At 73.6% G+C, this 24,606-nt stretch carries 13 protein-coding genes and 2 pseudogenes; 5 read left to right on the forward strand and 10 right to left on the reverse strand.

Annotation, left to right across the window (positions count from 1 at the left end; genetic code table 11):
- Window positions 1–32: 32 nt before the first annotated feature.
- The 5 genes from ACFZBX_RS31185 (at window position 33) to ACFZBX_RS31205 (ending at window position 4,698) form a co-directional block, all read left to right on the forward strand.
- The gene (locus ACFZBX_RS31185) at window positions 33–575 is read left to right on the forward strand and encodes an ArsR/SmtB family transcription factor (RefSeq protein WP_391537172.1); all 543 of its coding nucleotides are present in this window, start codon (window positions 33–35) and stop codon (window positions 573–575) included.
- A gap of 204 nt (window positions 576–779) precedes the next feature.
- Window positions 780–1,451 carry an SDR family oxidoreductase gene (locus ACFZBX_RS31190; RefSeq protein ID WP_391537173.1) on the forward strand — a complete coding sequence of 224 codons (672 nt, stop codon included), beginning with the start codon at window positions 780–782 and terminating at the stop codon, window positions 1,449–1,451.
- A 437-nt stretch (window positions 1,452–1,888) separates the two neighbouring features.
- The gene (locus ACFZBX_RS31195; RefSeq protein WP_391537174.1) at window positions 1,889–3,211 is read left to right on the forward strand and encodes a helix-turn-helix transcriptional regulator; all 1,323 of its coding nucleotides are present in this window, start codon (window positions 1,889–1,891) and stop codon (window positions 3,209–3,211) included.
- Between the two features lie 8 nt (window positions 3,212–3,219).
- Entirely contained in the window at window positions 3,220–4,026 is an 807-nt protein-coding gene (locus ACFZBX_RS31200; protein WP_391537175.1) for a class I SAM-dependent methyltransferase, read from the forward strand.
- A 9-nt stretch (window positions 4,027–4,035) separates the two neighbouring features.
- A complete protein-coding gene (locus ACFZBX_RS31205) occupies window positions 4,036–4,698 on the forward strand; it encodes an O-methyltransferase (RefSeq protein WP_391537176.1) in 663 nt (220 codons plus the stop codon).
- A 388-nt stretch (window positions 4,699–5,086) separates the two neighbouring features.
- Here ACFZBX_RS31205 and ACFZBX_RS31210 read toward each other — a convergent pair whose 3' ends face one another.
- The 10 genes and pseudogenes from ACFZBX_RS31210 to ACFZBX_RS31255 form a co-directional block, all read right to left on the reverse strand.
- Window positions 5,087–6,163: an HAD-IIIC family phosphatase gene (locus tag ACFZBX_RS31210; protein ID WP_391537177.1), complete on the reverse strand. Its 1,077-nt coding sequence runs from the start codon at window positions 6,161–6,163 to the stop codon at window positions 5,087–5,089.
- 80 nt (window positions 6,164–6,243) lie between these two features.
- Window positions 6,244–7,383, reverse strand: a complete 1,140-nt coding sequence (locus tag ACFZBX_RS31215) for an acyl-CoA dehydrogenase family protein (RefSeq protein ID WP_391537178.1) — start codon at window positions 7,381–7,383, stop codon at window positions 6,244–6,246.
- Window positions 7,376–7,669, reverse strand: coding sequence for an acyl carrier protein (locus tag ACFZBX_RS31220; protein ID WP_391537179.1), 294 nt, complete (start codon window positions 7,667–7,669; stop codon window positions 7,376–7,378). Before ACFZBX_RS31220 ends, ACFZBX_RS31215 begins: the two co-directional genes overlap by 8 nt.
- Before the next feature lie 3 nt (window positions 7,670–7,672).
- Window positions 7,673–8,521: a 3-hydroxyacyl-CoA dehydrogenase family protein gene (locus tag ACFZBX_RS31225; RefSeq protein ID WP_391537180.1), complete on the reverse strand. Its 849-nt coding sequence runs from the start codon at window positions 8,519–8,521 to the stop codon at window positions 7,673–7,675.
- The gene (locus tag ACFZBX_RS31230) at window positions 8,506–11,136 is read right to left on the reverse strand and encodes a type I polyketide synthase (protein WP_391537181.1); all 2,631 of its coding nucleotides are present in this window, start codon (window positions 11,134–11,136) and stop codon (window positions 8,506–8,508) included. Before ACFZBX_RS31230 ends, ACFZBX_RS31225 begins: the two co-directional genes overlap by 16 nt.
- 490 nt (window positions 11,137–11,626) lie before the next feature.
- Complete coding sequence (locus ACFZBX_RS31235; protein WP_391537185.1) at window positions 11,627–13,963, reverse strand: MupA/Atu3671 family FMN-dependent luciferase-like monooxygenase; 2,337 nt, start codon at window positions 13,961–13,963, stop codon at window positions 11,627–11,629.
- Window positions 13,958–14,863: pseudogene (locus ACFZBX_RS31240) on the reverse strand (AMP-binding protein); the annotation flags it as partial. The pseudogene ACFZBX_RS31240 and the gene ACFZBX_RS31235, both read right to left, overlap by 6 nt.
- Before the next feature lie 486 nt (window positions 14,864–15,349).
- Window positions 15,350–16,918, reverse strand: a pseudogene (locus tag ACFZBX_RS31245) (condensation domain-containing protein); the annotation flags it as partial.
- On the reverse strand, window positions 16,915–22,842 hold the full coding sequence (locus tag ACFZBX_RS31250) for an amino acid adenylation domain-containing protein (protein WP_391537182.1): 5,928 nt from the start codon (window positions 22,840–22,842) through the stop codon (window positions 16,915–16,917). The pseudogene ACFZBX_RS31245 and the gene ACFZBX_RS31250, both read right to left, overlap by 4 nt.
- A 20-nt stretch (window positions 22,843–22,862) precedes the next feature.
- The gene (locus tag ACFZBX_RS31255) at window positions 22,863–23,078 is read right to left on the reverse strand and encodes an MbtH family protein (protein WP_391537183.1); all 216 of its coding nucleotides are present in this window, start codon (window positions 23,076–23,078) and stop codon (window positions 22,863–22,865) included.
- Window positions 23,079–24,606: the final 1,528 nt, after the last annotated feature.

The following is a 24,606-nucleotide window of genomic DNA, read 5'->3' on the forward strand; positions in this document are numbered from 1 at the left end:
CGCTGACGGCTTCGCAAGGTAGGGTGCCCCCTGTGGAAGCGACGATCGAAGACCTCAAAGCACTCGGGCACCCGGTCCGCTGGCGCATCCTGCGGCTGTGCCTGGACCGCGCCTTCACCAACAAGGAGCTGTCGGTCGAACTCGACCTCGCTCCCGCGACCACCCTGCGCCACGTCCGCGCCCTGGTGAAGACGAACTTCCTGGTCGCCGAGCCGGTGTGCACCGGCGAACACGGCGCGCTGCAGCGCCCCTACCGCGCCACCGCGCGCACATGGGGCCTGATCATCCTGCCCGACGACTCCGGCCTGGCCCAGCAGGTCGACCTCGCCGTGATCGGCGCCCACCGCACCGAACTGATCGCCGCCGGCAAGGACTCGGGGCGCGGCGCCAAGCGCGGAGTGCTGCGCCTGAAGCCCGAGTCGGTGGAGTCGCTGCGCCGCCGGATGCAGGAGCTGATCGCGGAGTACACGGACGAACCCGACGGCGAGCCGCTGAGCTACCTGTGGTCACTGGCCGCCCGGCCGCAGGTTGACCTCGACTCCCGCGACAGCGGCGCCGACCCGATTGACCAATAGGTGCAACCGATGCACCATTCGATTGACGCGTTTGAGGCCGCCATGACGGGCGGCAGGACAATGCCATCATTTTGCTTGTCAGAACGTGCACGTCAATGACCGGGCTGGGCCGGGTCGCCGGCAAATGATCACTTAGCACGGCACAGGCCCGGCGGGGTGTTCGCTCCGCGCCCGCAGCACCGAATCCTGGGAAAAGGGTAACGAATGAAGATTGTCATCGCCGGCGGCCACGGCAAGATCGCCCTGCGCTTAACCCGGCGCCTCGCCGCACGCGGCGACTCCGTCCTGGGCATCGTGCGCAACCCCCGCCACATCGAGGACGTCAAGGCCGCCGGCGGACAGGCCGTCCTGCTCGACCTGGAGCGCGCCACCGTCGACGAGGTGGCCGCCTCCGTCGCCGGCGCGGACGCCGTCGTCTTCTCCGCCGGCTCCGGCAACAGCGCCACCGCCGCCCGCCGCGACAAGATGGACCGCGCCGCCGTCCTCCTCGTCATGGACGGCGCCGCCCAGGCCGGCGTCCGACGGTTCCTGCACGTCAGCTCCATCAACGTCGGCTGCGCCGACGACCGCGGCATCGGCGAGGGATACGCCGTCTACCTGCGCGCCAAGCGCGCCGCCGAACAGCACGTCTTCGCCCGCACCGACCTCGACTGGACGGTCCTGCGCCCCGGCGTGCTCACCGACGGCCCCGGAGAGGGCAGCGTCGAACTCACCCCCGGCAACCGCCTGGCCCCCAGCGGCGCCCGCTTCGACCAGGTCGCCCGCGAGGACGTCGCCGCCGTGCTCGCGGCCCTCCTCGACCGGCCCCAGAGCGCCGGGCGCATCTACGTGGTCGTCGGCGGCGACACCCCCGTCGAAAAGGCCGTCGAGGTCTAGAAGGCCCGCGGGGCCCGCCCGGAAAAACCACCGGGACGCCGCGAGGGCGGCCACCGCAATCGCGGCGTCCAGGGCCGCACAAAGGCCCCGGGGGACCAATTCAGGACACCGTCACGAATGGTGACGCCACTTCGCCTCGCCCCCACCACCGGGCAGGCGGGGCGCAATCCCGCTCACACACCGTCCGATCCGGACAGTGGGCCCAGCACGAAAGGCCCTTATCTTTCTTACGACACAGGGGGGGTTTCTTTGTTGTGCAATCAATTGCCGAGACAAAGCCGGCCGCTCGAGCGGGCGTCGTGACCGCCCGTGACGGCGCCGACGCCACCTTTCCAGGACCCGGACCCGCCGCACACCGGCCGCGTCCCGCCACGGCGCCCGCCCCGCCCCGCCCGCAACGCGGCCCCGCCCTCGCACCGCCCTGCACCCGCTGGACGGTGACCACCGCCGACAACACCGCCGGCAACACCGCGGACCACGGCACCGACCACGGCGGCACGGATCACAGCGCCGCGCACCACGGCGGCGCGCACCACGGCGGCGGGGACGGCGCCGCGTTGCGGGCACCGGGCAAGGAGGCGGCCACCGGGGTCGCCCACCGCACCGGCCTGCTGCTCCTGGCCGGCTGCACCCACACCGCCCTGGCCGCGCACGGCGACCCGCCCCACCCCCACCCGCCCGGGCAGGAGCTGCGCCCGGCCGCGTCCACCGTGGTCGTCGCCGCCGGCCTCGCCGGCTGGTTCGACCGGGCCCTGGCCGCCGTCGAGCGCCCCGCCGCAGCCGCCCAGCCCTGGTTCGCCGAGATCCGCTACGCCCACTGCATCGCCCTGCTGATGGCCGGCCGCGTGCACCAGGCCTGGCGGATCGCCGAGGACGGACACCGCCAGGAGCGGGCCGCCCACGACACCCCCGCGGCCGACGGCTGGCTCGCCCTGCGCGACCTCGCCACCGCCATCGCCGAACTGGAAAGCGCCTCCCGCCTGTTCGACGGCGGCACCACCTGCCCCATGCTCGCCCCGTGCCTGGCCCAACTCGCCGCAGCCGGCGAGGCCGACCGCGCACCCCGCACCCCCCGCCCCGCCGAACGCAGCCCCCAGAGCCGCCTGTTCCTGCCCTGGCTGACCCTCAGCCAGGCCTGGACCACCGCCGCCGCGGGGAACACCACCCACGCCGCCCGCCAGGCCCTGGCCGCCGCCGACATCGCCATGGCCCTCGGCCAGTACGCCGTCGAGGCCACCGCCAGCTACGACGTGGCCCGCCTCGGCAACCCCAACGCCGTACGCCACCGCCTCGCAGCCCTCGCCGACCTGGTCCACGGACCCGTCGTGCCGGCCATGGCCGACGCCGCCGGCGCACTCGCCCGCTCCGACCCCCGGGCCCTCGACACCGCCACCGCCACCTTCACCCGCCTCAACATGGACCTCCTCGCCGCCGAGACCGCCACCGCCGCGGCCGCCCTGCGCCACACCGCCACACCCCCCACCACCGTCGCCTGCCCCAACGCGACGACCCCGCTGCTGCGGCTCACCGCCCCGCTGGTCGAGCTCACCAGACGCGAACGGGACGTCACCCTGCTGGCCGCCAAGGGCTACACCAGCCCCGCCATCGGACACCGGCTGGGCCTGTCCGCCCGCACCGTCGACAACTACCTCGGCCGCGCCTACCAGAAACTCGGCGTCACCAGCCGCCGCGAACTGGCCCCCCTGGTCGCCGGCGACCGCCCACGACCCCCCATCCATGCCGAAGGGACGCACCGATGACCACCTCCATGAGCGACCTCGAGAAAATCACCGCCAACCGCGAAGGCTTCAACCTGCGCGCCCGCGCGCACATGCAGTCCTCCTACTACGACGTCGAACGCTTCCGCCAGGGCCACAACATGCTGCGCCGCCTGGAGCGGGAGGAACTCGGCGACGTCAGCGGCCGCTCCCTGCTGGAACTCCAGTGCCACATCGGCGTCAACTCCCTCTCCCTGGCCCGCATGGGCGCCCACGTCACCGGCATGGACATCTCCGACGAGGCCATCGACATCGCCCGCGGCCTCGCCGGCGACCTCGGCCTCGACGCCCGCTTCGTCCAGTCCAACCTCTACGACCTGCCCGCCGTCCTCGACGGCGAGTTCGACATGGTGTTCACCGGCTACGGCACCCTCTCCTTCCTGCCCGACATCGCCGGCTGGGCCAAGGTCGCCGCCCGCTACGTCAAGCCCGGCGGCACCCTCACCATCGTCGAGATCCACCCCGTCCTCACCCTCTTCGGCGACGTCGACGGCGAACTGCGCATCGCCCGCTCCCTGTTCCAGTCCCGCGACGTCCACCACGAGATGACCAAGAGCTACGCCGACCGCATCGCCGACGAGGTCGAGGTCGAGAAGCACTCCATCTACGGCTGGCGCTGGACCGTCGAAGAGGTCGTCAACGCCCTCATAGACGCCGGCCTGACCATCGAACGCCTGCGCGAGGTCCCCTACGACGCACGCCAGCGCCTGCCCCTCATGGTCCCCGACGGCGACCACAACTGGCGCATCCCCGGCGACCCCATCCCGCTGTCCTTCGCCTGCGTCGCCAGGAAGTGAGGCACCGCCATGGCAGAACAGATCATGGCCACACCCGAGATCCGCGACTACGTCCGCTCCGTGTCCCTGCGCGAGGACCCCGTCCTCGCCGAACTGCGGACCCTCACCGGGCAGCTGCCCGCCGGCCACGCCATGCAGGTCATGGCCGAGGAAGGCCAACTCCTCGCCCTCCTGGTAGGCCTGTGCAACGCCACCTCCGTCCTGGAGATCGGCACCTTCACCGGCTACAGCACCCTGTGCATGGCCCGCGCCCTGCCACCCGGCGGCACCGTCGTCACCCTCGACCTCAACGGACGATGGCCGGCGATCGGCGCCGACTTCTGGAAACGCGCCGACGTCGCCGACCGCATCGACGTACGCCTCGGTGACGCCGCCCAGACCCTCGCCGACCTCGCCGGCGAACGCGGCGCCGACAGCTTCGACCTCGCGTTCATCGACGCCGACAAGGCCAACTACGGGACCTACTACGAGGCCGCGCTCACCCTCGTACGACCGGGAGGGCTGATCGTCATCGACAACACGCTCTTCTTCGGCCGCGTGATCGACCCCGCCAGCCAGGACCCCGACACCCTCGCCATCCGGGCACTCAACACCGCCCTGCGCGAGGACCCCCGCGTGGACATCTCCATGCTCACCATGGCCGACGGGATCACACTCGCCCGCAGGAAATAGCACGACCGACCCGCGGGCAACCGGACGGCGGGGAGGGACGACGCACAGCCGTCGCCCCTCCCCGCCGTCCGCACTGCCCGGAAACAGACCAGGACAAAGAGCAGGCCGGGCAAGCCGGGACAGAGGGGGGCAGGCCGGGACGGAGCGGGGCGGGCGGCCCCTCCCCCGGCGGCGTTGCCCCGCCCCGCCACCGGTCACGGGCGCAGCGGCCGGCCCCTCCCCTCCCCCTAGCTCTCCCCCTCGCCCTCCCCCGGTGCCGGGTGCCGGGGGCCGATGCCGGGTGCCGGGGGCCGGGGCGTGCGAAGGCCCCCGCCGCCCCGCGGGTGGGCGGGGCGGCGGGGGCTCCTTGGGGCCCGGTGCGCCGGCGCGGACCGGGCCTGGCGGGCCGTCAGGTCGCGGCCAGGCGCACGGCATCCAGCCGCAGGGTGTCGGGTGCGGGGCGCGAGGACGGCGTAAGGTGCAGCCGCTGCGTCGGCCCGCCCTGCGCCTGGGCCGGCGGGGGCGTGAGGACGGCCAGGCACGCGCAGTCCTCGTCGGTGAACCCGGCGAAGCGGTAGGCGACCTCCATGATCCGGTTGCGCGAGGTGGCCCGGAAGTCCGCGACCAGGTGCACTCCGGCCGCGGCCGCCTCGTCGACCAGCCAGTTCAGCACCGTGGCACCGGCGCCGAAGGACACCACCCGGCACGAGGTGGCCAGGAGCTTCAGGTGCCACACCCGCTCCCCGCGTTCCAGCAGCGCGACGCCGACCGCGCCGTGCGAGCCGAAGCGGTCGCTCATCGTCACGGCGAGGACCTCGTGGTCCGCGTCGTCCAGCAGCGCCCGCAGGTCGGCGTCCGAGTAGTGGACGCCGGTGGCGTTCATCTGACTCGTGCGCAGGGTCAGTTCCTCCATCCGCGACAGGTCGCCGGCGCTGGCCCGGCCGATCTGCATGACGAGGTCCAGCGAGCGCAGGAACTCCTGCGACGGGCCGTCGAACGACTCCTGCTCCGCCTGGCGCCGCACGTTCGCCTGGTACATCTCACGGCGCCGGCGCGAGTCGACGGTCACCGACGCCGGTGTGAACTCCGCCAGCCCCAGCAGGTCCGGCGCGGCCTCGGCCGGGTAGCAGCGCACCTGCGGCAGGTGGAAGGCCACCTCCGCGCGCTCGGCCGGCTGGTCGTCGACGAACGCGATCGTGTCGTGGGCGAACCTCAGCTCGTCCGCGATCTCCCGCACCGACGACGACTTCGGCCCCCACCCGATCCTGGCGTGCACGAAGTACTCGGCGACGCCGAGCTCCTCCAGCCGCTCCCAGGCCGGGCCGTGGTCGTTCTTGCTGGCCACGGCCTGGAGGATGCCGCGGGCGTCCAGGCCCACGACCGTCTGGAACACGCGGTCGTCGACGACCACGTCGTCGCCCTCCAGCAGGGTGCCCTTCCACAGGGTGTTGTCCAGGTCCCACACGACGCACTTGACGGTGGTCACCGCCGAGCCCGCCCCCTCCGGCCCCTCCGGCCCGTCCGCCCTGTCCGGCCTGTCCGGCCCGTCCGCCGGTGAAGTGCCGCTCACCGTGCCTCCCCTCGCGCGAGCGCGCCGCCGCTCGCCAGGACGTGCCGGGCGAGTTCGAGCCGGCAGATCTCGCTGCTGCCCTCGATGATCTCCATCAGCTTCGCGTCCCGGTAGGCGCGGGCCACCACGTGGCCGTCCGTGGCGCCCGCCGAGGCCAAGACCTGCATGGCCAGGGCGCTCGCCCGCACCGCCTGGGTCGCGCTCACGTGCTTGGCGAGAATGGTGGCGCTCACCAGGTCCGGCGAGAGCGATTCCCAGCACTCGCTCGCCTGCCGGCACACCGCGGTGGCCGAGCGCTCCGCGGCGTAGACGTCGGCGACCATCCCCGCGACCAGTTGGTGCTCGCCGATCGGGCGGCCGAACTGGCGGCGCGAGCGCGCGTGCTCGCCCGCCGCCGCCAGCAGCGCGCGCAGGATGCCCACGCACCCCCACGCCACCGACATCCGCCCGTAGGCCAGCGCCGTGGTCACCAGGAACGGCAGCGACAGCCCCGCGGTGCCGCCCAGGACGTTGCCGGCCGGCAGCCGCACGCCCTCCAGGCGCACCTGCGCGTGCCCCGCCGCCCGGCAGCCCATCGGATGCGCGACCCTCTCGATGCGCACGCCCTCGGCGTCGGCCGGCACCACCACCGCCGCCCCCGACCCGTCCGGCGTCCTGGCGACCACCACCACGAGGTCGGCGTAGGCGGCCGCGGTGATCCACGACTTCACGCCGTCCACCACCACCGTGTCGCCCTCCACCCGCAACCGGGTCTCCATCGCCCCCAGGTCGCTGCCGGCCTGCGGCTCGCTGAACGCCACCGCCGCCAGGCGACCGCCCGTCAGCTGCGGCAGGAACTCCGCCCGCTGCCCGCCGTCGCCCAGGCGCTGCACCGTCCACGCCGCCATGCCCTGCGAGGTCATCACACTGCGCAGCGAGCTGCACAGGCTGCCGACGTGGGCGGTGAGGCGCCCGCCCTCCAGGCTCGCCAGGCCCAGGCCCCCGTACTGCTTGCCGACCTCGGCGCACAGCAGGCCCGCGGCGCCGAGGTCGGTGAGCAGGGTGCGCGGGATCTCGCCGGCGAGGTCCCAGGCGCCGGCGTTGTCCGCGACCAGGCGCCAGGTGTCCTCGTGGCCGGCCGGTGGGGCCTCAGACATCGCCGTCGGCGCCGGACGCCTGGAGGCGGGCCACCAGGGCGGCCATGCTCTTGACGGTGGAGAAGTTGGACAGCTGCAGGTCCGAGCCGGCGACGGTGACGGAGTAGGCCTGCTCCAGGAAGACGACCAGGCGCATCGCGAACATGGAGTTGGCGACGCCGGTGGCGAAGAGGTCCTGGTCGGCCTCGGGGCTGGTGCGGGTCTGCTCGGCGACGAAGGCGGTGATCTCGTCGATGACGGCGTCCGTGTTGAAGGGCGCCTGCTCGCTCTGCTGTTCGGTGGTCATGACTCATCCCTCACTGTAGGTGTAGAAGCCGCGTCCGCTCTTTCGGCCGAGTTCGCCTCGCCGGACCTTGTCGAGAAGGAGTTCGCTGGGGCGGCACCGCTCGTCGCCGGTCCTCGCGTACAGCGCCTCCAGGGCGTCGACGAGGTTGTCGATGCCGATCAGGTCCGCGGTGCGCAGCGGTCCTGTGGGGTGTCCGAGGCAGCCCTGCATGAGGGTGTCGACGTCCTCGGTGGTGGCGGTGCCGGCGGCGACGATGTTCGCGGCGTCGTTGATCATGGGGTGGAGCAGGCGGCTGGTGACGAAGCCGGGTGCGTCGTTGACGACGACGGCGCGCCGCCGGATGCGGGTGAGCAGGTCGAGGACGGCGTCGACGGTGGTGTCGGTGGTCTGGGGGCCGCGGATGACCTCGACCATGGAGATGAGGTAGGCGGGGTTCATGAAGTGGGTGCCGATGAGGTCGCCGGGGCGGCGCACCCAGGCGGCCATCTCGTCGATGGGGATGCCGGAGGTGTTGGAGATGAGGGGGGTGCCCGGGCGGACGAGGGCGGAGACGGTGGTGAGGACGTCGGCCTTCTTCTCGGGCAGTTCGGTGACGGCCTCGATGACGACGGCGGCGTCGGCGACGTCGTCCAGGGCGAGGGTGGTGCGCAGGGGTGCGGGGGTGGTGGCGGGGGGCAGGGCTGCGGTGAGCTGGGCGTGGCGCAGGCCCAGGGCGGTGGCGGCGGCGGCGCGGTCGAGGGCGTCCTTGTCGACGTCGACGAGGACGACGGGCAGGCCGTGTCCGGTGACGAGTGTCGAGATGCCGGTGCCCATGACGCCGGCGCCGACGATGGCTATCAGTGGCTGGTCCATGACGGCTCCTCCAGTCCCAGGGGGTCGTAGCTTCCGCTGTCGGGTCCGATCCAGTACCGGCGGCCCTGGAAGGGGTAGCCGGGCAGGGGGGTGCGTCGTGGCCGTGCGGTGGTGTGGAGGGCGTCCCAGTCGATGGTGACGGTGTGGCTCCACAGGTGGCCGACGGCGTCGAGCAGATGGGCGTGGTCGGATCGGGCGCCGGCGGCGTCGTCGGTGTGGGTGTGGGTGTGGGTTTCGGTGCAGGTGTGGGTGCGGGGCAGTGACGGCAGTACGGGTGCCTGGGTGTGCTGCCGGGTGGCGAGGTCGGTGAGGGTGGTGCCCGCTCCCACTTCGAGGAGGATGCGGGCGCTGTCGGCGGCCAGGTGGCGCAGGCCCTCGGCGAGGCGGGAGGGCTCGCGCAGGTGGCGCGCCCAGTGGGCGGGTTCCAGGACGTCCTGGGGATCGGCCCAGGTGCCGGTGACGGTGGTGATGTAGGGGATCTGGGGCGGCTTGCGGTCGAAGCGGGCGAGGGCGGCGGCGAAGTCGCGGGCCTGGGCCTCACCCACCTGGCCGTCGCCGGCCCGGGCCCGGGCGTCGGCGGCGGCGACGGTGGCGGCGAGGGCGTCGGGCAGATCGAGGACGCCGGCCAGGCACGCGGCGACGTACTCGCCGTCACCGGCGCCGATCATCGCCGCGGGACCCACCCCCCAGGACTGCCACAGCCCGGCCAGCGCGAACTGGAGGGCGAAGGAGGCGGCGGCGTGGACCCGCGGGTCCCCGTGCACACCCGCCACGCTGCTGCCGGCGCCCTCGCCGGCGCCGTCGCCGGTGTCCTCGCCGGCGGCGTCGCCTGCGGGCAGGAGCAGGGGGCGCAGGTCGTGCCCGAGCAGGGGCAGCGCCGCCTGCGCGCAGCGCTCCACGGCCCGCACGAAGATTGGCTCGTGGTGGAGCGCGGTCGCGGTGCAGTGGGCGGTGGTGCCGGGGAACATGAAGACGACCTGGCGCACACCCCCCGCCCTCCCCCCGCCCCCGGCCGCAGCGGCAGCGGCGGCGGGGGCGGGGGCGGTGGGGGGCTGGGCGAGCGCGTGCAGGGCCGCCCGGGCACCCTCGCGCTCACGGCAGACCACGTGGCGGCGCACCGGGAACGCGCGGCGCCCCGCCTGCAAGGTGTAGGCGACGTCGGCGAGGTCGAGGCCCTCGTGCCGCTCCAGATGACGGGCCAGGTTGCCGGCCGCCGCCGCCAGGGCCTGCTCGGTACGGGCGGACAGGACCAGCAGCTGCTCACCCGCCCCGGCGGTGGCGGGGGTGCGGGGTGCGGGGGCGGGCGCCTCCTGGAGGACGACGTGGGCGTTGGTGCCGCCCACACCGAAGGCACTGACACCCGCCCGCCGCGGCTCCTGGCCGCGCGGCCAGGCCCGCACCTCGGTGGGCACGTAGAACGGCGTGCGCTCCAACTGCAGGGCCGCATTGGGCGCCTCGAAGTTGATGCTGGGCGGGATCTCCCCGTGCTCCAGGGCCAGGACCGCCCGCGCGAAGCCCGCGGCCCCCGCGGCGGCGTCCAGGTGCCCGATGTTCGCCTTCGCCGAACCGATCGCGCAGTACCCGCGCCTGGTCGTGTCGAACGCCTTGGTGAGCCCGGCCAGCTCGATCGGATCACCCAGCGGGGTACCGGTCCCGTGGGCCTCCAGATAGCCGATGCTCTCCGGCGCCACCCCCGCCACCGCCTGGGCCGTCGCGATCACCTCGGCCTGCGCCTGCACGTTGGGCGCGTTGAACCCGAACTTCGCCGACCCGTCGTTGTTGATCGCCGTCCCCAGCACCAGCGCCCGGATGTGGTCGCCGTCCGCCAGCGCGTCGGCGAGCCTGCGCAGCGCGATGACCGCGACACCGTACCCGGGCACCGTCCCGCTGGAGGCCACGTCGAACGGACGGCAGTGCCCGTCACGGGCGAAGATGCCGCCCGCGACGACCGGATACCCCCCGATCAGCGGGACCGGCAGCGCCACCGCCCCCGCCAGCGCCATGTCGCACTCGTGGCCCAGCAGCGCCTGGCACGCCAGATGGATCGCCACCAGCGACGTCGAACACGCGGTCTGGACCGTCATCGCCGGACCCCGCAGATCACACAGGTAGGCGGCACGCGTGGCGAGGAAGTCCTTGTCGTTGTACGGACGCGCGTTGAAAGCCGCCATCGACCCGCGGAAAGCGGCGTTCGCGAGAAGGTTCAACGGCAGGTACTTGTTGGCGAACTGCCCCGCGTAGACACCGATCGCGCCGTCGAAACGCGCCGGATCGTGACCGGTGTCCTCCAGCGCGTGCCACACCGCCTGCGCGAAGACCCGCTGCTGCGGATCACTGATCAGCGCCTGCTGCTCGGTGTAGCCGAAGAAGTCGGCATCGAAGTGGTCGGCGTCCTCGATCACCCCGGCGGCCGGCACGTAGTCGGGATGGGTCACCATCGCCGTCGGCCAGCCGGCCGCGGCAAGCTGCTCGGGAGTGAAACGGCTGACCGACTCCACGCCCTCACGCTGATTGCGCCAGAAGTCCTCGATACTCGGCGCACCGGGCAGCCGCCCGGCAAGCCCCACGACCGCGATCGCCTCCGGCTGCGTCGCGTCCTGCGTCCCGCTGCTCACTGGAGTCCCTCCGTGCCGTGCCGCCGCGCCCGTGCGGGCGCGGGTGTCCGTGTGGGTATGGGTGTCCGCGCCCGTGCCCGTGCGGGCACGGAGTTGGGCGCGGGTGTCTGCGCGGGTGTCCACGTCCGTACGGGTGTGGATGCGGGCGCGGGCGTCCGTGCGGGGGTCCGTGCCTGTGCGGGCGCGGGGGTCCGTGTCCGTGCCGGCACGGGTGTCCGTGCGGGGGTCCGTGTCCGTGCCGGCGCGAGGGTCTGCGCGGGTGTCCACGTCCGTACGGGTGTGGATGCGGGCGCGGGCGTCCGTGCGGGGATCCGTGCCTGTGCGGGCGCGGGGGTCCGTGTCCGTGCCGGCACGGGTGTCCGTGCGGGGGTCCGTGTCCGTGCCGGCGCGAGGGTCCGTGCGGGTGTGGATGCGGGCGCGGGCGTCCGTGCGGGGGTCCGTGCCTGTGCGGACGCGGGGGTCCGTGCGGGGGTGGGGTGGTGTCGCATGCTCACGCCCCCGTCCTGGCGGCGCGCCGGGCGGCGGCGCCCGCGGCGGCGCGCCGGGCCGCCGCACGGGCCGTACCGGCCCCGACCGCCTCGTCCGCGCCCTCGGCGGGCGCGCGGTCCAGCGCCTGGGCCAGGGCCCGCGCGGTCGGGTAGCGGAACATGTCCACCAGCGTCAGGCCGCTGTCGCGCTGCTCCAGCAGCCGCGCCCGTGCCACGACCACCAGCAGCGAGTTCCCGCCGAGGTCGAAGAAGCTGTCGTCGACGCCCACCCGCTCCACGCCCAGCACCTCGCGCCACACGCCGGTCACCAGGCGCTCGGTGGCGCTGGCGGGCGCCGCGTAGGCGGCCGTGCTGTGGGGGCGGGCGCCGGCCGGGTCGGGCAGGGCGTTGCGGTCCGCCTTCCCGTTCGGTGTCAGCGGCACCCGCTCGATGGCGTGGAAGGCCGCGGGCACCATGTAGGCGGGCAGGCGGGCGGTCAGGTGGGCGCGCAACTGCGTCTCGGTGGCGCCGTGCCCCTCGGCCAGGACGTAGTAGGCGCTGATCCGCCGGTCGGCGCCGGTGCCGCGCACGGCGGCGATCGCCGAACGCACGGCGCGGTGGGTGAGCAGCGCGCTCTCGATCTCGCCGAGTTCGATGCGGTGACCGTGCAGCTTCACCTGGTCGTCCAGGCGCCCGAGGTACTCCAGGCGGCCGTGGGCGCTCCAGCGTGCCAGGTCCCCGGTGCGGTAGGCGCGTTCGCCGGGCCGGGTGGCGAACGGGTCGGGCTGGAAGCGCTCGGCGGTGGTGTCGGGGCGCCCCAGGTAGCCGCGGACCACGCCGTCACCGGCGAGGAGCAGTTCACCGGGCACGCCCACGGGGCAGGGCCGCAGGTCGCGGTCGACGACGTAGGCGCGCACGTTCGCCAGCGGCCGCCCGATCGACACCGCGCCGTCCTCGGCCCCGGCGGGTGCGGTGGTGGCCCACACGGCGGCCTCGGTGGGCCCGTACATGTTGTGGACGCTGCCGGTGACGGTGGCGGCCAGGGTGCGGGCGAGGTCGGCGGGCAGGGCCTCACCGCCCACCAGCAGCCGTTCCAGGCGCGGCAGTTCGGCGCGGGTGCCGGGGTCGGCGAGCAGCGCGCGGGCCAGCGACGGCGTGCACTGCAGGTGGGTGACGGCGTGCTCGCGCAGTTGCGCGGCGAGCGGCTCCTCGGGCTCGGTCAGTGCCTCCTCGCGGCGCTCCGCGGTGATCTCGCGGACCGTCACCAGGTGCGTGAGGGCCTCCAGTGCCGCCTTCTCGTCGACCCCGAAGTCGATCAGGCAGGCGACCTCGTCGACGCCGGCGGCCTTCATCCGCTCCACCATGTCCGCACACACCTGCGGGGTGCCGAGCAGGCTGGCGGTGGCGAAGAACCGCTCGAACGCGCGGTCGACGAGTTCGCGCAGCTCCCCGGGCGACAGGGCCTTGAAGTCCTGCGCGCTGCCGGTGGTCGCCCCCAGGGAGGCGATCAGGTCGAAGGACGTCTCCAGGTAGCGGCTCATCGGCTCCCGGACCAGCTCCCGCACCTCCTCCAGGTCCGGCCCCACGAAGGTGTGGACCATGACCGCGACATGCCCCTCGCCCGGGTGCCCGTGCTCGCGCCAGGTCCGCCGGTAGAGCGCGATCTTCTCCGCGAGCTCCTCCAGGCTGTGGCCCAGGAGGTGGGTGAGCACGCCCGTGCCCGCCTCTCCCGCCATCCGGAACGTCTCCGGGTGGCGGGCGCTGGTCAGCCACACCGGCAGCTGCGCCTGCACGGGGCGGGGGAAGACACCGACCCCGATGTCCGCGCCGACCCCGTTGCGGCGGGTGGCCGGCTCGCCCCGCCACAGCGCGCGTACCTGTTCGAGGCCCTCCATCATCAGGCGCTTGCGGTCCTCGAACGCCTGCGGGGCCAGCACGAAGTCGTTGGCGTGCCAGCCGGAGGCCAGGGAGATCCCCGCCCGCCCGCCCGACAGGTTGTCCACCACCGACCACTCCTCGGCCACCCGCAGCGGATCGTGCAGCGGCAGGACCACGCTGCCCGCGCGGACCTGGACCCGCTCGGTGACCGCCGCGACCGCGGCCGCCGTCACCGACGGGTTCGGGTACAGGCCGCCGAAGCGGTGGAAGTGACGCTCGGGCGTCCACACGGCGGTGAAGCCGTTGCGGTCGGCGAACCTCGCCCCCTCCAGGAGCAGGCGGTAGCGGTCCTCGCTGCTGGCCTGGGAGTCACTGCCGAAGTAGAACAGGCTGAAATCGATCGGACGCACACGCGCCCGGGCCTCCTGCGCGAGTTGCGCGGCCGTCGCCGCCGAGGGCAGGGGCGGCTGCGCGCGCAGCACGATCCGGTGCCCGTGGGCCAGCGCCCACAGCAGTTCCACGACGGAGATGTCGAAGGACACGCTGGTGACCGCCAGCCACGTACCCGCCTCGTCCCGGCCGAACGACTCGTCCATCCCCGCGAAGAGGTTCACCACATTGCGGTGGGTGACCGCCACACCCTTCGGGCGCCCGGTCGAACCGGAGGTGTAGATCACGTAGGCGAGATTGTCGGGCCCCACCGGCGCCACAGCAGGCGCCACAGCAGGCGCCGCGGAGAACGGCACGGCGGACGGCACGGCGGGCGCCGCGGCAGCGGCGGTGTGCGGGGCGCCGGCAGCGGCGGTGTGCGGCGCAGCCGCGGCGGTGTGCGGGGCGCCGCCGGAGGACGGCGCAGCCGCGTGCGGTACGGCGGCTGCCCCGTCAGCAGTGACGGTGTCCGGGGCGCCGGCGCCGGTGTACGGCGTGTCGCCGTCGGCGGCGGTGTACGGCGCAGCGGTGACGGTGTCCGGGGCGCCGTCGGCGGCGGTGCCGTGCGGGGCGGTGTCGGTGTGCGGGTCGGGGACGACGACCTGCGCTGCGCCCAGGCGGCCCGCGGACGCGGCGCTGCGGGAGTCCGCCACCACCAGGCGCACACCCGCGTCGGCGACCATGTACGCCAGGCGGTCACGCGGGTAGTCGGGGTCCAGGGGCAGGTAGGCGGCGCCGGCCTTCAGGATGCCCAGCAGCGTGACCATCAGCTGGGAACTACGGGCGAGGTGGACACCGACCGGCTCGTCCGGCCTCACGCCGAGACGGCGCAGCCGCACGGCGAGACGTTCGGCGAGGTCGTCGAGCTCGCGGTAGGTCAGCGTGGTGTCGGCCGCGACGAGGGCGACCTCGCCGGGCGCCACGGCGCAGCGCCGCGCGAGCACGTCGTGCACCAGCAGACCGGTGGCGCCGGCGGTGACGGCCTGAAGGCCGACAGTCCCGGCCCGTACGCCGCTCTGCGCGCCGCTCCCACTCTGGGCGCCGCCGGTGTCGGCGGTGGCGGCGGTGTCGGCCCGGGGACCGGTGGCGGTGTCGGCCGTGGCGGCCCGGGGGCCGGTGGCCCCGGACTGGGCGTCGGCCGTGTCGGCACCGGTGGCGGTGGTGTCTGCCTGCGTGTCGGCCCGGGTGCCGGTGGTGTCTGCCTGGGCCGAGCCGGTGGCGGTGTCGGCCCGGGGGCCGGTGGTCCCGGACTGGGCGTCGGTGTCGGCGGTCTGGGCGCCGGTGGCGTCGGCCGTGTCGGCACCGGTGCCGGTGGCGTCTGCCTGGGCCGCGCCGGTGTCGGCGGTGGCGGCCTGCGTGTCGGCACCGGTGCCGGCCGTGTCGGCTCGTGTGTCGGTGGTGGCGGTGGTGCCGGTCTGCCAGCGGGTCAGGGTGGCGAGTTCGGCGGCGGGCAGGACGGCCAGTTCGTCGACGGGCCGGTCGGGGGTGTCGGCGGCGCCGGTCACGACGTTGACGTAGCGCTCGGCGATGCGCTGGGCGGTGGCGGCCTCGAACAGGTCGGTGCTGTACTCCAGGCGGCCGGTGACCCCGGCCGGGGTTCGGGCCAGGCTGAGGGTGAGGTCGAAACGGGCGGTGCCGGTGTCGCCGAGTACCTGCCGTACCTGGCAGCCGTCCAGGCGCAGGCCCGCTCCCTCCTCCTCGTAGCGGTAGCTGAACAGGACCTGGAAGAGCGGGTTCTGGGCGAGGTCGCGGTCGGGGTGGAGTTCCTCGACGAGTTTCTCGAACGGCAGGTCCTGGTGGGCGAGTGCGCCCTTGACCTCCGTCCACAGCCGCTGGAGCAGTTCGCGGAACGTCGGGCGGGCGGTCAGGTCGCAGCGCAGGACCAGGGTGTTGGTGAAGAACCCGATGAGGTCGGCCAGTTCCGGGCGTTCCCGCCCGGAGACCGGGGTGCCGACGACGACCTCGTCCTCGCCGACGTGTGCGCGCAGCAGGACCGCGAACGCGGCGAGCAGGACGCTGTAGAGGGTGACGCCTTCGGCCCGGCCGAGTTCCTCCAGGCGCTGGACGGCGCCTGCGGGCAGGTCGAAGGTGAGGGCCGCGCCGCGGTAGCTCTGCACGGGCGGGCGGGGGTGGTCGGTGGGCAGGTGGCGGGCGGGCATGCCGCCCAGCCGTCCCTTCCAGTAGGCGAGCAGCCGTTCGAGTTCGGGTCCGGCGAGCGTGGTCTGCTGCCATTCGGCGAAGTCGGCGTACTGCATCGGCAGCTCGTCACCCGCCCCGGACAGCCCGGCCAGCCCGGACGGCGCGGACGCCGTGGACGGGCCGTCCGCCCCGGACGGGGCGGACGGGCCGGACGGGGCGGACGGGCCGGACGGGGTGTCCGGACTGGCCGGGGTGCGGGGTGTGCGGAGGGCGGCGCGGTACTGGGTCTCGATCTCCCGGCCGAGGGTGGCGACCGACGGCGCGTCACAGGCCAGGTGGTGCACGGTGAGCAGCAGCCGGTGACGGTCCCGGCCCAGGTGCAGCAGGCGGGCGCGCAGGACGCGGCCGGCGACGAGGTCGAAGGGGGCGCCGGCCTCCTCGTCGGCGAGGTGCGCGGCCTCGTCCGGAGTGCGGCCGGGCGCGGTCAGGTCCGTGACGGGCAGCGGGACGGGAGCGGGGGGCAGGGCCACCTGGTGGGGTGTCCCGGCACTGGAGCGGAACGCGGTGCGCAGGATCTCGTGGCGGCGCACGACCTCGGTCAGGGCCCGCTGGAGCGCGTGGTGGTCCAGGGGGCCGGTGATGTCGTAGCCGAGGGGGACGTTGTAGACGGCGCTGCCGGGTTGGAGCTGGTCGAGGAACCAGAGGCGTTGCTGGGCGTAGGACAGCGGCGCCGGCTCGGCAGACTCGACGGACTCGACGGGGCGGTCAGGCTCGACGGGGTGGGCGGGGTGGGTGGTGTCGTGGGCTGCGGCGCCGGCGGGTTCCTGGCGGCCGGGTGCCGGGTCGGCGGGCGGGGTGGGGTGGTTCACGGCCGCACCTCGTCCCGGGTGGTGGCGGGGCGGGTACGGGGCCGGATGGGGGCCGGGGCGGGTGCCTGTCCGGTGGCGGCGGCGTTCACGGCGCCGGCGAGGTGGGCGACGGTGGGACGCTGGAGGAAGGCGGCCATGGGGACCTGGACGGTGAAGGCCGCGTTGACCTGGGCCACCAGGCGGGCGGCGAGCAGGGAGTGGCCGCCCGCGCGGAAGAAGTCGTCGTCACGGCCGATCGGCTGGTCGTGGAGCAGCGCCGTGGCGATCTGGGTGATGCGCTCCTCGGTGGGGGTCAGCGGCGCCCGCCCGGCCTCGTCACCCGCACCGGCGGCGCCGGTGGCTGCGGCGGCGGCGGGGGTGGGGGTGAGGGCGGCCAGGGCGTCGTGGTCGACCTTGCCGTGGGCGGTGAGCGGCAGGGCGGCCAGCACCACGATCGTGTCGGGCACCATGTAGGCGGGCAGGCGGTCCTGGAGGAAGGCGAGGAGTTTCGCGTCGTGGGCGCTGTCGCTGCGGGCGTAGGCGGTGAGCGTGGTCTCGGCGCCGGGCGTGACGGGGCGGGCGAGGACGACGGCGTCGTGGACGTCGGGGTGCTCGCGCAGCGTCGCGGCGATCTCCTCGGGCTCGATACGGAACCCGCGGATCTTGACCTGCTCGTCGGCGCGGCCGAGGAACTCCAGTTGCCCGTCGGGGCGCCAGCGCACCAGGTCGCCGGTGCGGTAGAGGCGGGCGTGCGGGTCGGGGGTGAACGGGTCGGCGAGGAAGCTCTGCGCGGTCAGGTCGGGCCGGTTGACGTAGCCGCGGGCGACGGCGGTGCCGCCGAGGAACAACTCCCCGCGCACACCGGTGGGCACGCGTTGGCCCTCGGCGTCCAGGACGTGGGCGTCGATCCCGCTGATCGGGCGGCCGATCGCCGGACGCGGCACACCACGCTCAGCGCCGTGACCCTGGCCCTGGCCGGGGTCCTGGCCGGGGCCGGGGCCGGGGCCATGGTCGGGGCCGGGCGCGTGGTCGTGGCCGGGTGCGGGGGCCGGGGGGATGAGGCCGGCGGTCGCGACGACCGTGTTCTCGGTGGGCCCGTAGTGGTTGAACACCTGGAACGGCAGGCCCGCGGGCGGCGCGGCGGGCAGGACGTCACCACCGGTCAGCAGTGCGCGCAGCGCCGTGTCGGCGGGCCACGGCTCGGTCAGGACGGCCGCGGCGACCGGGGTGGGCAGGAACGCGGCGGTGACCTGTTCCCCGGCGAGCCAGCGCACCAGTTCCGCCGGAGCCGCACGCAGGTCCGCGGGCACCACGCACAGCGTCGCGCCGGCGGCCAGGGTCGGCCAGATCTCCCACGTCGAGGCGTCGAAACCCGGACTCGCGAACAGCGTCGTCCGGTCATCGGGACCGAGCGCGTAGGCGGAGGTGTGCCAGGCGACCAGGTTCGCCAGTCCCCGGTGGGTGAGGGCCACGCCCTTGGGACGGCCGGTCGAGCCGGAGGTGTAGATGAGGTAGGCGAGAGGGTCGGGAGCGTCCGCGGAGCCGTCCACGGCAGCGCCCTCGGCGGCGACGTCCGAGGCGGCGGCGTCCGCAGTGGCGGTGGCGTCCGCAGCACCGTCGGCGGCGGTGGCGTCCGCGGGGCCGTCGGCGGCGTTCGCAGCACCGTCCACGGTGGTGTCCGCAGCACCGTCGGCAGTGGCGTTCGCGGTGACGGTGGCGTCCGCAGCACCGTCGGCGGCGGCGTTCGCGGTGACGGTGGTGTCCGGGCCGGTCACGCGGCCGGCCGCGGCGGTGCCCTCGGCAGCAGCGTTCACAGCAGCGGCGACGGCGCCCTCGGCAGCGGCGGCGTTCGCGTCCGCGGTGTCCGCGGTGGCGGTGCGGCCGTTCGCGGCGGTGGTGGTGGTGGTGTCGAGGTCGATGATGTGGGCGTCGACGGTGGCGGGCAGGAGGGGGCGGGTGAGGGAGGTGGCGAGGATGCTGCGTACGCCGGCGTCCTGGAGGATGAAGGCGGTCCGCTCGGCCGGGTAGTCGGGGTCGACGGGCAGGTAGCAGCCGCCGGCCAGCAGGACGGCGAGTTCGCCGACGACCAGGTCCACGGAGCGGTGCGCGTACACCGCGACCGGTTCCTGCGCGGCGGTCGCGCGTTCGCGCAGTTGTTCGGCGAGGGCGCCGGCGCGCTGCCACAGGCCTTCGTAGGTGAGCTGTCCGCCGGGCCGGCGCACGGCCACGGCGTGGGGGCGCTCGCGGACCTGGCGGGCGATCAGCTCGGTGACGGGCACGTGGGCGTCGTCGGTGGCGGGTCCGCGGGCCCACTGTTCGAGCTGGGCGGCCTCGCCGTCCGGGAGCAGGCGCAGTGCGCCGACGGGGGTGCGGGGGCGGGTGAGGGCGTCGGACAGGAGGGTCAGGTAGTGGGTGACCATCCGTTCCATGGTGGCCTCGTCGAACAGGTCGGACGAGTGCTCCCAGATCATGGACAGGTCGTCGTCCTCGGCGCTGGCGGCGCGGCCCATGCGCTGTTCGGCGCGCGGGATCACGATCACGTTGAGGTCGGACTTGGCGGACTTGTTGGAGCGTTCGGTGACGCGTCCGCTCAGGCCGCCGAAGTCGACGTCCGGCACCGCGGAGTCGTGGAAGCTGAACATGACCTGGAACAGGGGGGTGCGGGAGGGGTCGCGGGCCGGGTCGATGGCGTCGATCACCGCGTCGACCGGGGTGTCCGACCAGGCGAGGGTCTCGGCGACGCTGCGGCGTACCTGTTCCAGCAGGTCGGTGAAGAGCAGGTCGCCCTGGACGCGGGTGCGCAGGACCAGGGTGTTGACGAGCATGCCGAGCAGTGGTTCGAGTTCGGGGATGTTGCGGTTGGCGGCGCCGGTTCCCACGAGCATGTCCTGCTGGCCGGTGTAGCGGTAGAGCAGGGCCGCGAAGCCGGCGTACATGGTGGTGAACAGGGAGATGCGGTTCTCGCGGCTGAAAGCGCGTAGCGCGCGGGCGAGTTCGGCGGGGATGGTGATGCGTGGGGCGCGGCCGCGGAAGGTCATGACCGGGGGGCGGGGGCGGTCGGCGGGCAGTTCCAGGGTGTCCGGGGCGCCGGCCAGGCGGGCGGTCCAGTGGTCGGTGTGCGCGCGCAGGATGTCGCCCTGCAGCCAGTCGCGTTGCCAGATCGCGTAGTCCGCGTACTGGACGGCCAGGTCGGGCAGGGGTGAGGGGCGGCCGGCGGCGAACGCCGGGTAGAGGGCGCGCATCTCGGACAGGAACACCGCCAGTGACCAGCCGTCGTGGACGAAGTGGTGTTCCACGTGGAGGAAGGTGTTACGGCCGTTGCCGTGGCGCATGAGGACCCAGCGGGCCAGGGGCGGGTCCATGAGGTCGAACGGGACGCGCAGTTCCGCGGCGACGGCGTCGTCGGTCTGGTCGGCGGGGATGTCGAGGACCTTCAGCGAGGCGGTGGCGTGGGCGAGGGGCTGTTGGTGGCCGACACCGTCGATGGCGACGAACCGGGTACGCAGGATCTCGTGACGGCGCACGATCTCGTCCAGGGTCGCGCGCAGGGCGGAGAGGTTGACGTCGCCGTCCAGGGACACGGTGGCCTGGAAGTTGTAGGCGAGGTTACCGGGTGAGAGTTGCTCGAAGAACCAGACGCGTTCCTGGGGCAGGGACAACGGGATCGGCCGGTTACGGTCGGCCCGGCGGACCGGCGGCGCGGTGGGTGCCACCCGTGAGACACGCGCAACGGCGGGGACAGGCGCGGGCGTTCCCGTACCACCAGCACCAGCACCACCAGCACCGGCACCGGCACCAGCACCACCGGCACCACCGGGCGCAACCACACCACCGGCACCGGCACCACCAGCGCCACCGGCACTACCCACACCGCCGGGCGCACCCGCGCCACCGACGCCGGCACCACCGGCGCCAACACCAACACCAACACCAACGCCGACCGCGCCCGCGCCACCGGCACCGGCACCAGCAGCGCCAACACCAACGCCGACCGCGCCACCGGCGCCGACACCATCAGCGCCAGCGCCAACGCCGCCCGCGTCACCGGTGCCGGCACCGCCGGCCTCCACGGCACCGGACCCGGTGCCCACGGACCCGGCGCCCACGGCGTCAACGGACCCGGTGTTCCCGGCCCCGGTGCCCACGGTGCCCACGGTGCCCACGGTGCCCAGGGCCCCGGTGTCACCGGCCGCGCCTGCGGTGTCTGCGGTGTCCGCGGTGGCGGCCTGGGCGCGCTGGTCGACGAGCGCGGCCAGCGAGGCGACGGTCGGCGCGTCGAACAGGTCCGCCACGTTCACCGGCGCGTCCAACTCAGCCGCGACGTGCCCCGCCAGACGCGCCACCAGCAGCGAGTTGCCGCCCAGAGCGAAGAAGTCGTCGAACGCCCCGACCTGCACACCCCCCAGCAGAGCCGACACGATCCGCGCCAGCGCCTCCTCGGTCGCCGTACGCGGCGCGACCACCTCACCCGCCAGACCCGCCGCCAGGCGGTCGGGCGCCGGCAGCGCACCACGGTCCACCTTCCCGTTCGGCGTCAGCGGCAGCACCGGCAGCACCACCACCGCCGCCGGCACCATGTACGCGGGCAGCCGGGCCGCCACGAACTCCACCAGCTCACCCGTCGCCACCTCCGACACCACGTAGCCCACCAGCCGCGCGTCAAGGCGCCCGGAACGCTCCACCGCGACGAACGCGTCCCGCACACCCGGATGCTGCTTCAGGACGGTGGCCACCTCCCCCGGCTCGATCCGGAACCCCCGGATCTTCGCCTGGTCGTCATAACGGCCCAGGTACTCGAACACCCCGTCCGCACGACGGCGCACCCGGTCCCCGGTCCGGTACATCCGCTGCCCCGCCCCGCCGAACGCGTCCGGCACGAACGCGGCCGCCGTCGCGCCCGGATCGTGCAGATAGCCACGCGCCACACACTCCCCGGCCAGACACATCTCCCCCTCCTCACCGTCCGCGACCGGCTGGAGGTCCTCGTCCAGGACGTAACAGCGCACCCCGTCCACCGGCAACCCGATCGGCGGCGGCACCGGCCCGCCCGGCACCACCTCACCCGCCGTCACCTTCACCGTGCACTCGGTCGGCCCGTACAGGTTCACCACCGTGAACGGCAGACCACCGGGCACCCCCCGCTGCAGGGCGGAGCCACCCGTGTGAAGGAACCGCAGAGCCGTCTGCGCGGGCCACGCCTCGTCGAGGACCGCCTCGGCCAACGGCGTCGGCAGGAACGACACCGTGATCCGCTCCTGCACGAGCCACCCCACCAGCGCGGACGGCGAGGTGCGCACCCGCGCCGGCGGGATCACCAGCGTGGCACCGGCGGTCAGCGTGAACCAGATGTCCTGCACCGACACATCGAACCCGGGACTGGCCAGCAGCGTGCACCGGTCCCCACGCCCCGTCCCGTAGGCGCGGGTGTGCCAGCGCATCACATTCGCCAAACTCGCGTGCGAGACAGCCACACCCTTGGGCAGGCCCGTGGAACCCGACGTGTAGATCACATACGCCAACGCCCCACCCTCCACCACCGGCACAGCGGTGGCGGCGGGTGTGGGGGGTTCGGTGGCCAGATCGACGAGCAGGACATCGTCACCCAGCGGGGTACCGGCCGCGGCCAGCGGCGCGGTCGACACGACCGTGGCCGCACCCGACAACTCCAGCAGCTGCCGCACCCGCGCACCCGGATGAGCCGGATCCAGCGGGAGGAAAGCCCCGCCCGCCAGCAGCACCGCCAGCTCCGCGACCACCAGCTCCGCCGACCGGTCCGCGTAGACCGCAACGACACTGTCCTGCCCGACTCCCCGGCGGGCCAGCTCACCCGCCAGAGCATGGGCGTGCGCGGCCAGCGCACGGTAGGTCAGGATCTGTTGACCGTCCTGGACCGCGATCGTGTCGGGGGCCTCGGTGACACGGGCGTGGAATTCGTTGAGGACCATCTCTTCGTTACCTACCCTTTTCACCGGTGGGAATGGATCGCTTGTTCCGCGGCCCGACGCACACTCAACGGGCGCATGTCCGTCCATACCTGACTGATATGAGCCAGGCATTCCGTTTTCGAGCCATGGACACCACCGGCCTGCCAACCGGCCGGCAACTCACGACCAGCCGGCCAGATCGAGTACTGCTCCTCGTCGTTGAACACGACCACAAACGACTGCGAGTCGCCGTCCACAGGGTTCCTCCGGTTCGCCGGGATACGAAGAAGAAAAGGGAAGGAAGGAAGAAAGAGGAAGGAAGAGAAGAAGAGACAGAGAGGGGGACACCAACCACCACACACACCCACACGCGCGGGCACACCCACCCGCACACGCGGGCACACCCACCCACCCACACGCGGGCACACACACGCGGGCACGCACACCCACCCACACGCGGGCACGACACACGACACACACGGCCGGCCAGGAACACCGACCCCCGTCACGAACACAACCCTCGGAGGCAGACAACCGCGAACGACGAACGGCCACCACACCCCAGCAACCACCAGGGGCAAACGGACGCCGCTTCCGGTAGCCGCATCGCGCAAACGACCGCCAGAGACAGACGGCCGCATCGAACAAGCGGACGCCGTACTCAGACAGCCACCACGAACAAGCGACCGCCAGGAGCAAACGACCGCCGCCACCGGACAGTTGCCCAGGAAGCCGACGACCGCCACACCACGCGACCGCCCAGCACGGACGGACACATGATCCAAGCAACCGCCACAACCAAACAGCCACCTGGAGCCGGCAACCGCCACCACCAGACAGCCACCACACCCAGGCAACCACCAGCTGCGCGCGGACGCGTCGTGCAAGCGGACGCCACGGCCGGCCGGACGCCACGTCCGGACGACCACCAGGAGCAAACGGACGCCGCCTCCGGTGACCGCCACGTGCAGGCGGACACCGAAACCGGTGACCGCCACACCCAAACAACCGCCACCACCGGACAGTTGCCCGGCAAGCCGGCAACCGCCACAACCGAGCAACGGCATGGAGCGAGCAGCCTGCAACGGCCACCACAACCAGACGAACGCTAGACACAAGCGGCGCCAGGAACCAGCAACCACATCGCGCCAACGACCGCCGGAGACAGACGACCGCATCGTGCAAGCGGACGCCACGGCCGGACGGACGTCACGTCCAGACGACCGCATGATGCGAGCAGTCGCAGTGTGCAAGCGACCACCACAACCAGACGACCGCTGGACACAAGCCGCCGTCAGGTACCAGCGACCACATAGTGCAAGCGACGCCAGAGACAGACGACCGCATCGAACAAGCGGACGCCGTACTCATGACAGCCGCCATGAACAAGCGACCGCCACCACCGGACAGTTGCCCAGGAAGCCGGCAACCACCGCAACCACACGACCGCCCAGCACGGACGGACACGTGATCCAAGCAACCGCCGCGACCAGACAGCCACCACATCCAGGCAACCGCCAGTCGTGCAAGCGGACGCCACGACCGGACGGACGTCACGTCCAAGCAACCCGCCGGATGCGAGCGGCCCTCACGTCCAGGCGTACGTCACCGCCCTCGACGCGGCGGCAACGGGCATGGCAAGACGAACCAGCACACCGGCAGGCCGTGAACCACAAGCGCGGCACCCGGACCCCCACCACCAGGGACCCGCCCGCACACGACCGGAGAACAGGCCGGCCACCCGGACACCGACACGACGACCACCGCCGCCCCGCACCCGAGACC

The sequence above is a fragment of the Kitasatospora sp. NPDC008115 genome (assembly GCF_042957205.1).
Taxonomy (GTDB): Bacteria; Actinomycetota; Actinomycetes; order Streptomycetales; family Streptomycetaceae; genus Kitasatospora.

What these genes read in the sequence shown, in the direction of transcription:
- ACFZBX_RS31190 (WP_391537173.1), top strand. Translation starts at nt 780, where the DNA reads ATGAAGATTGTCATCGCCGGCGGCCACGGCAAGATCGCCCTGCGCTTA.
- ACFZBX_RS31200 (WP_391537175.1), top strand. Translation starts at nt 3,220, where the DNA reads ATGAGCGACCTCGAGAAAATCACCGCCAACCGCGAAGGCTTCAACCTG.
- ACFZBX_RS31205 (WP_391537176.1), top strand. Translation starts at nt 4,036, where the DNA reads ATGGCAGAACAGATCATGGCCACACCCGAGATCCGCGACTACGTCCGC.
- ACFZBX_RS31215 (WP_391537178.1), bottom strand. Translation starts at nt 7,383, where the DNA reads ATGTCTGAGGCCCCACCGGCCGGCCACGAGGACACCTGGCGCCTGGTC.
- ACFZBX_RS31220 (WP_391537179.1), bottom strand. Translation starts at nt 7,669, where the DNA reads ATGACCACCGAACAGCAGAGCGAGCAGGCGCCCTTCAACACGGACGCC.
- ACFZBX_RS31225 (WP_391537180.1), bottom strand. Translation starts at nt 8,521, where the DNA reads ATGGACCAGCCACTGATAGCCATCGTCGGCGCCGGCGTCATGGGCACC.
- ACFZBX_RS31250 (WP_391537182.1), bottom strand. Translation starts at nt 22,842, where the DNA reads ATGGTCCTCAACGAATTCCACGCCCGTGTCACCGAGGCCCCCGACACG.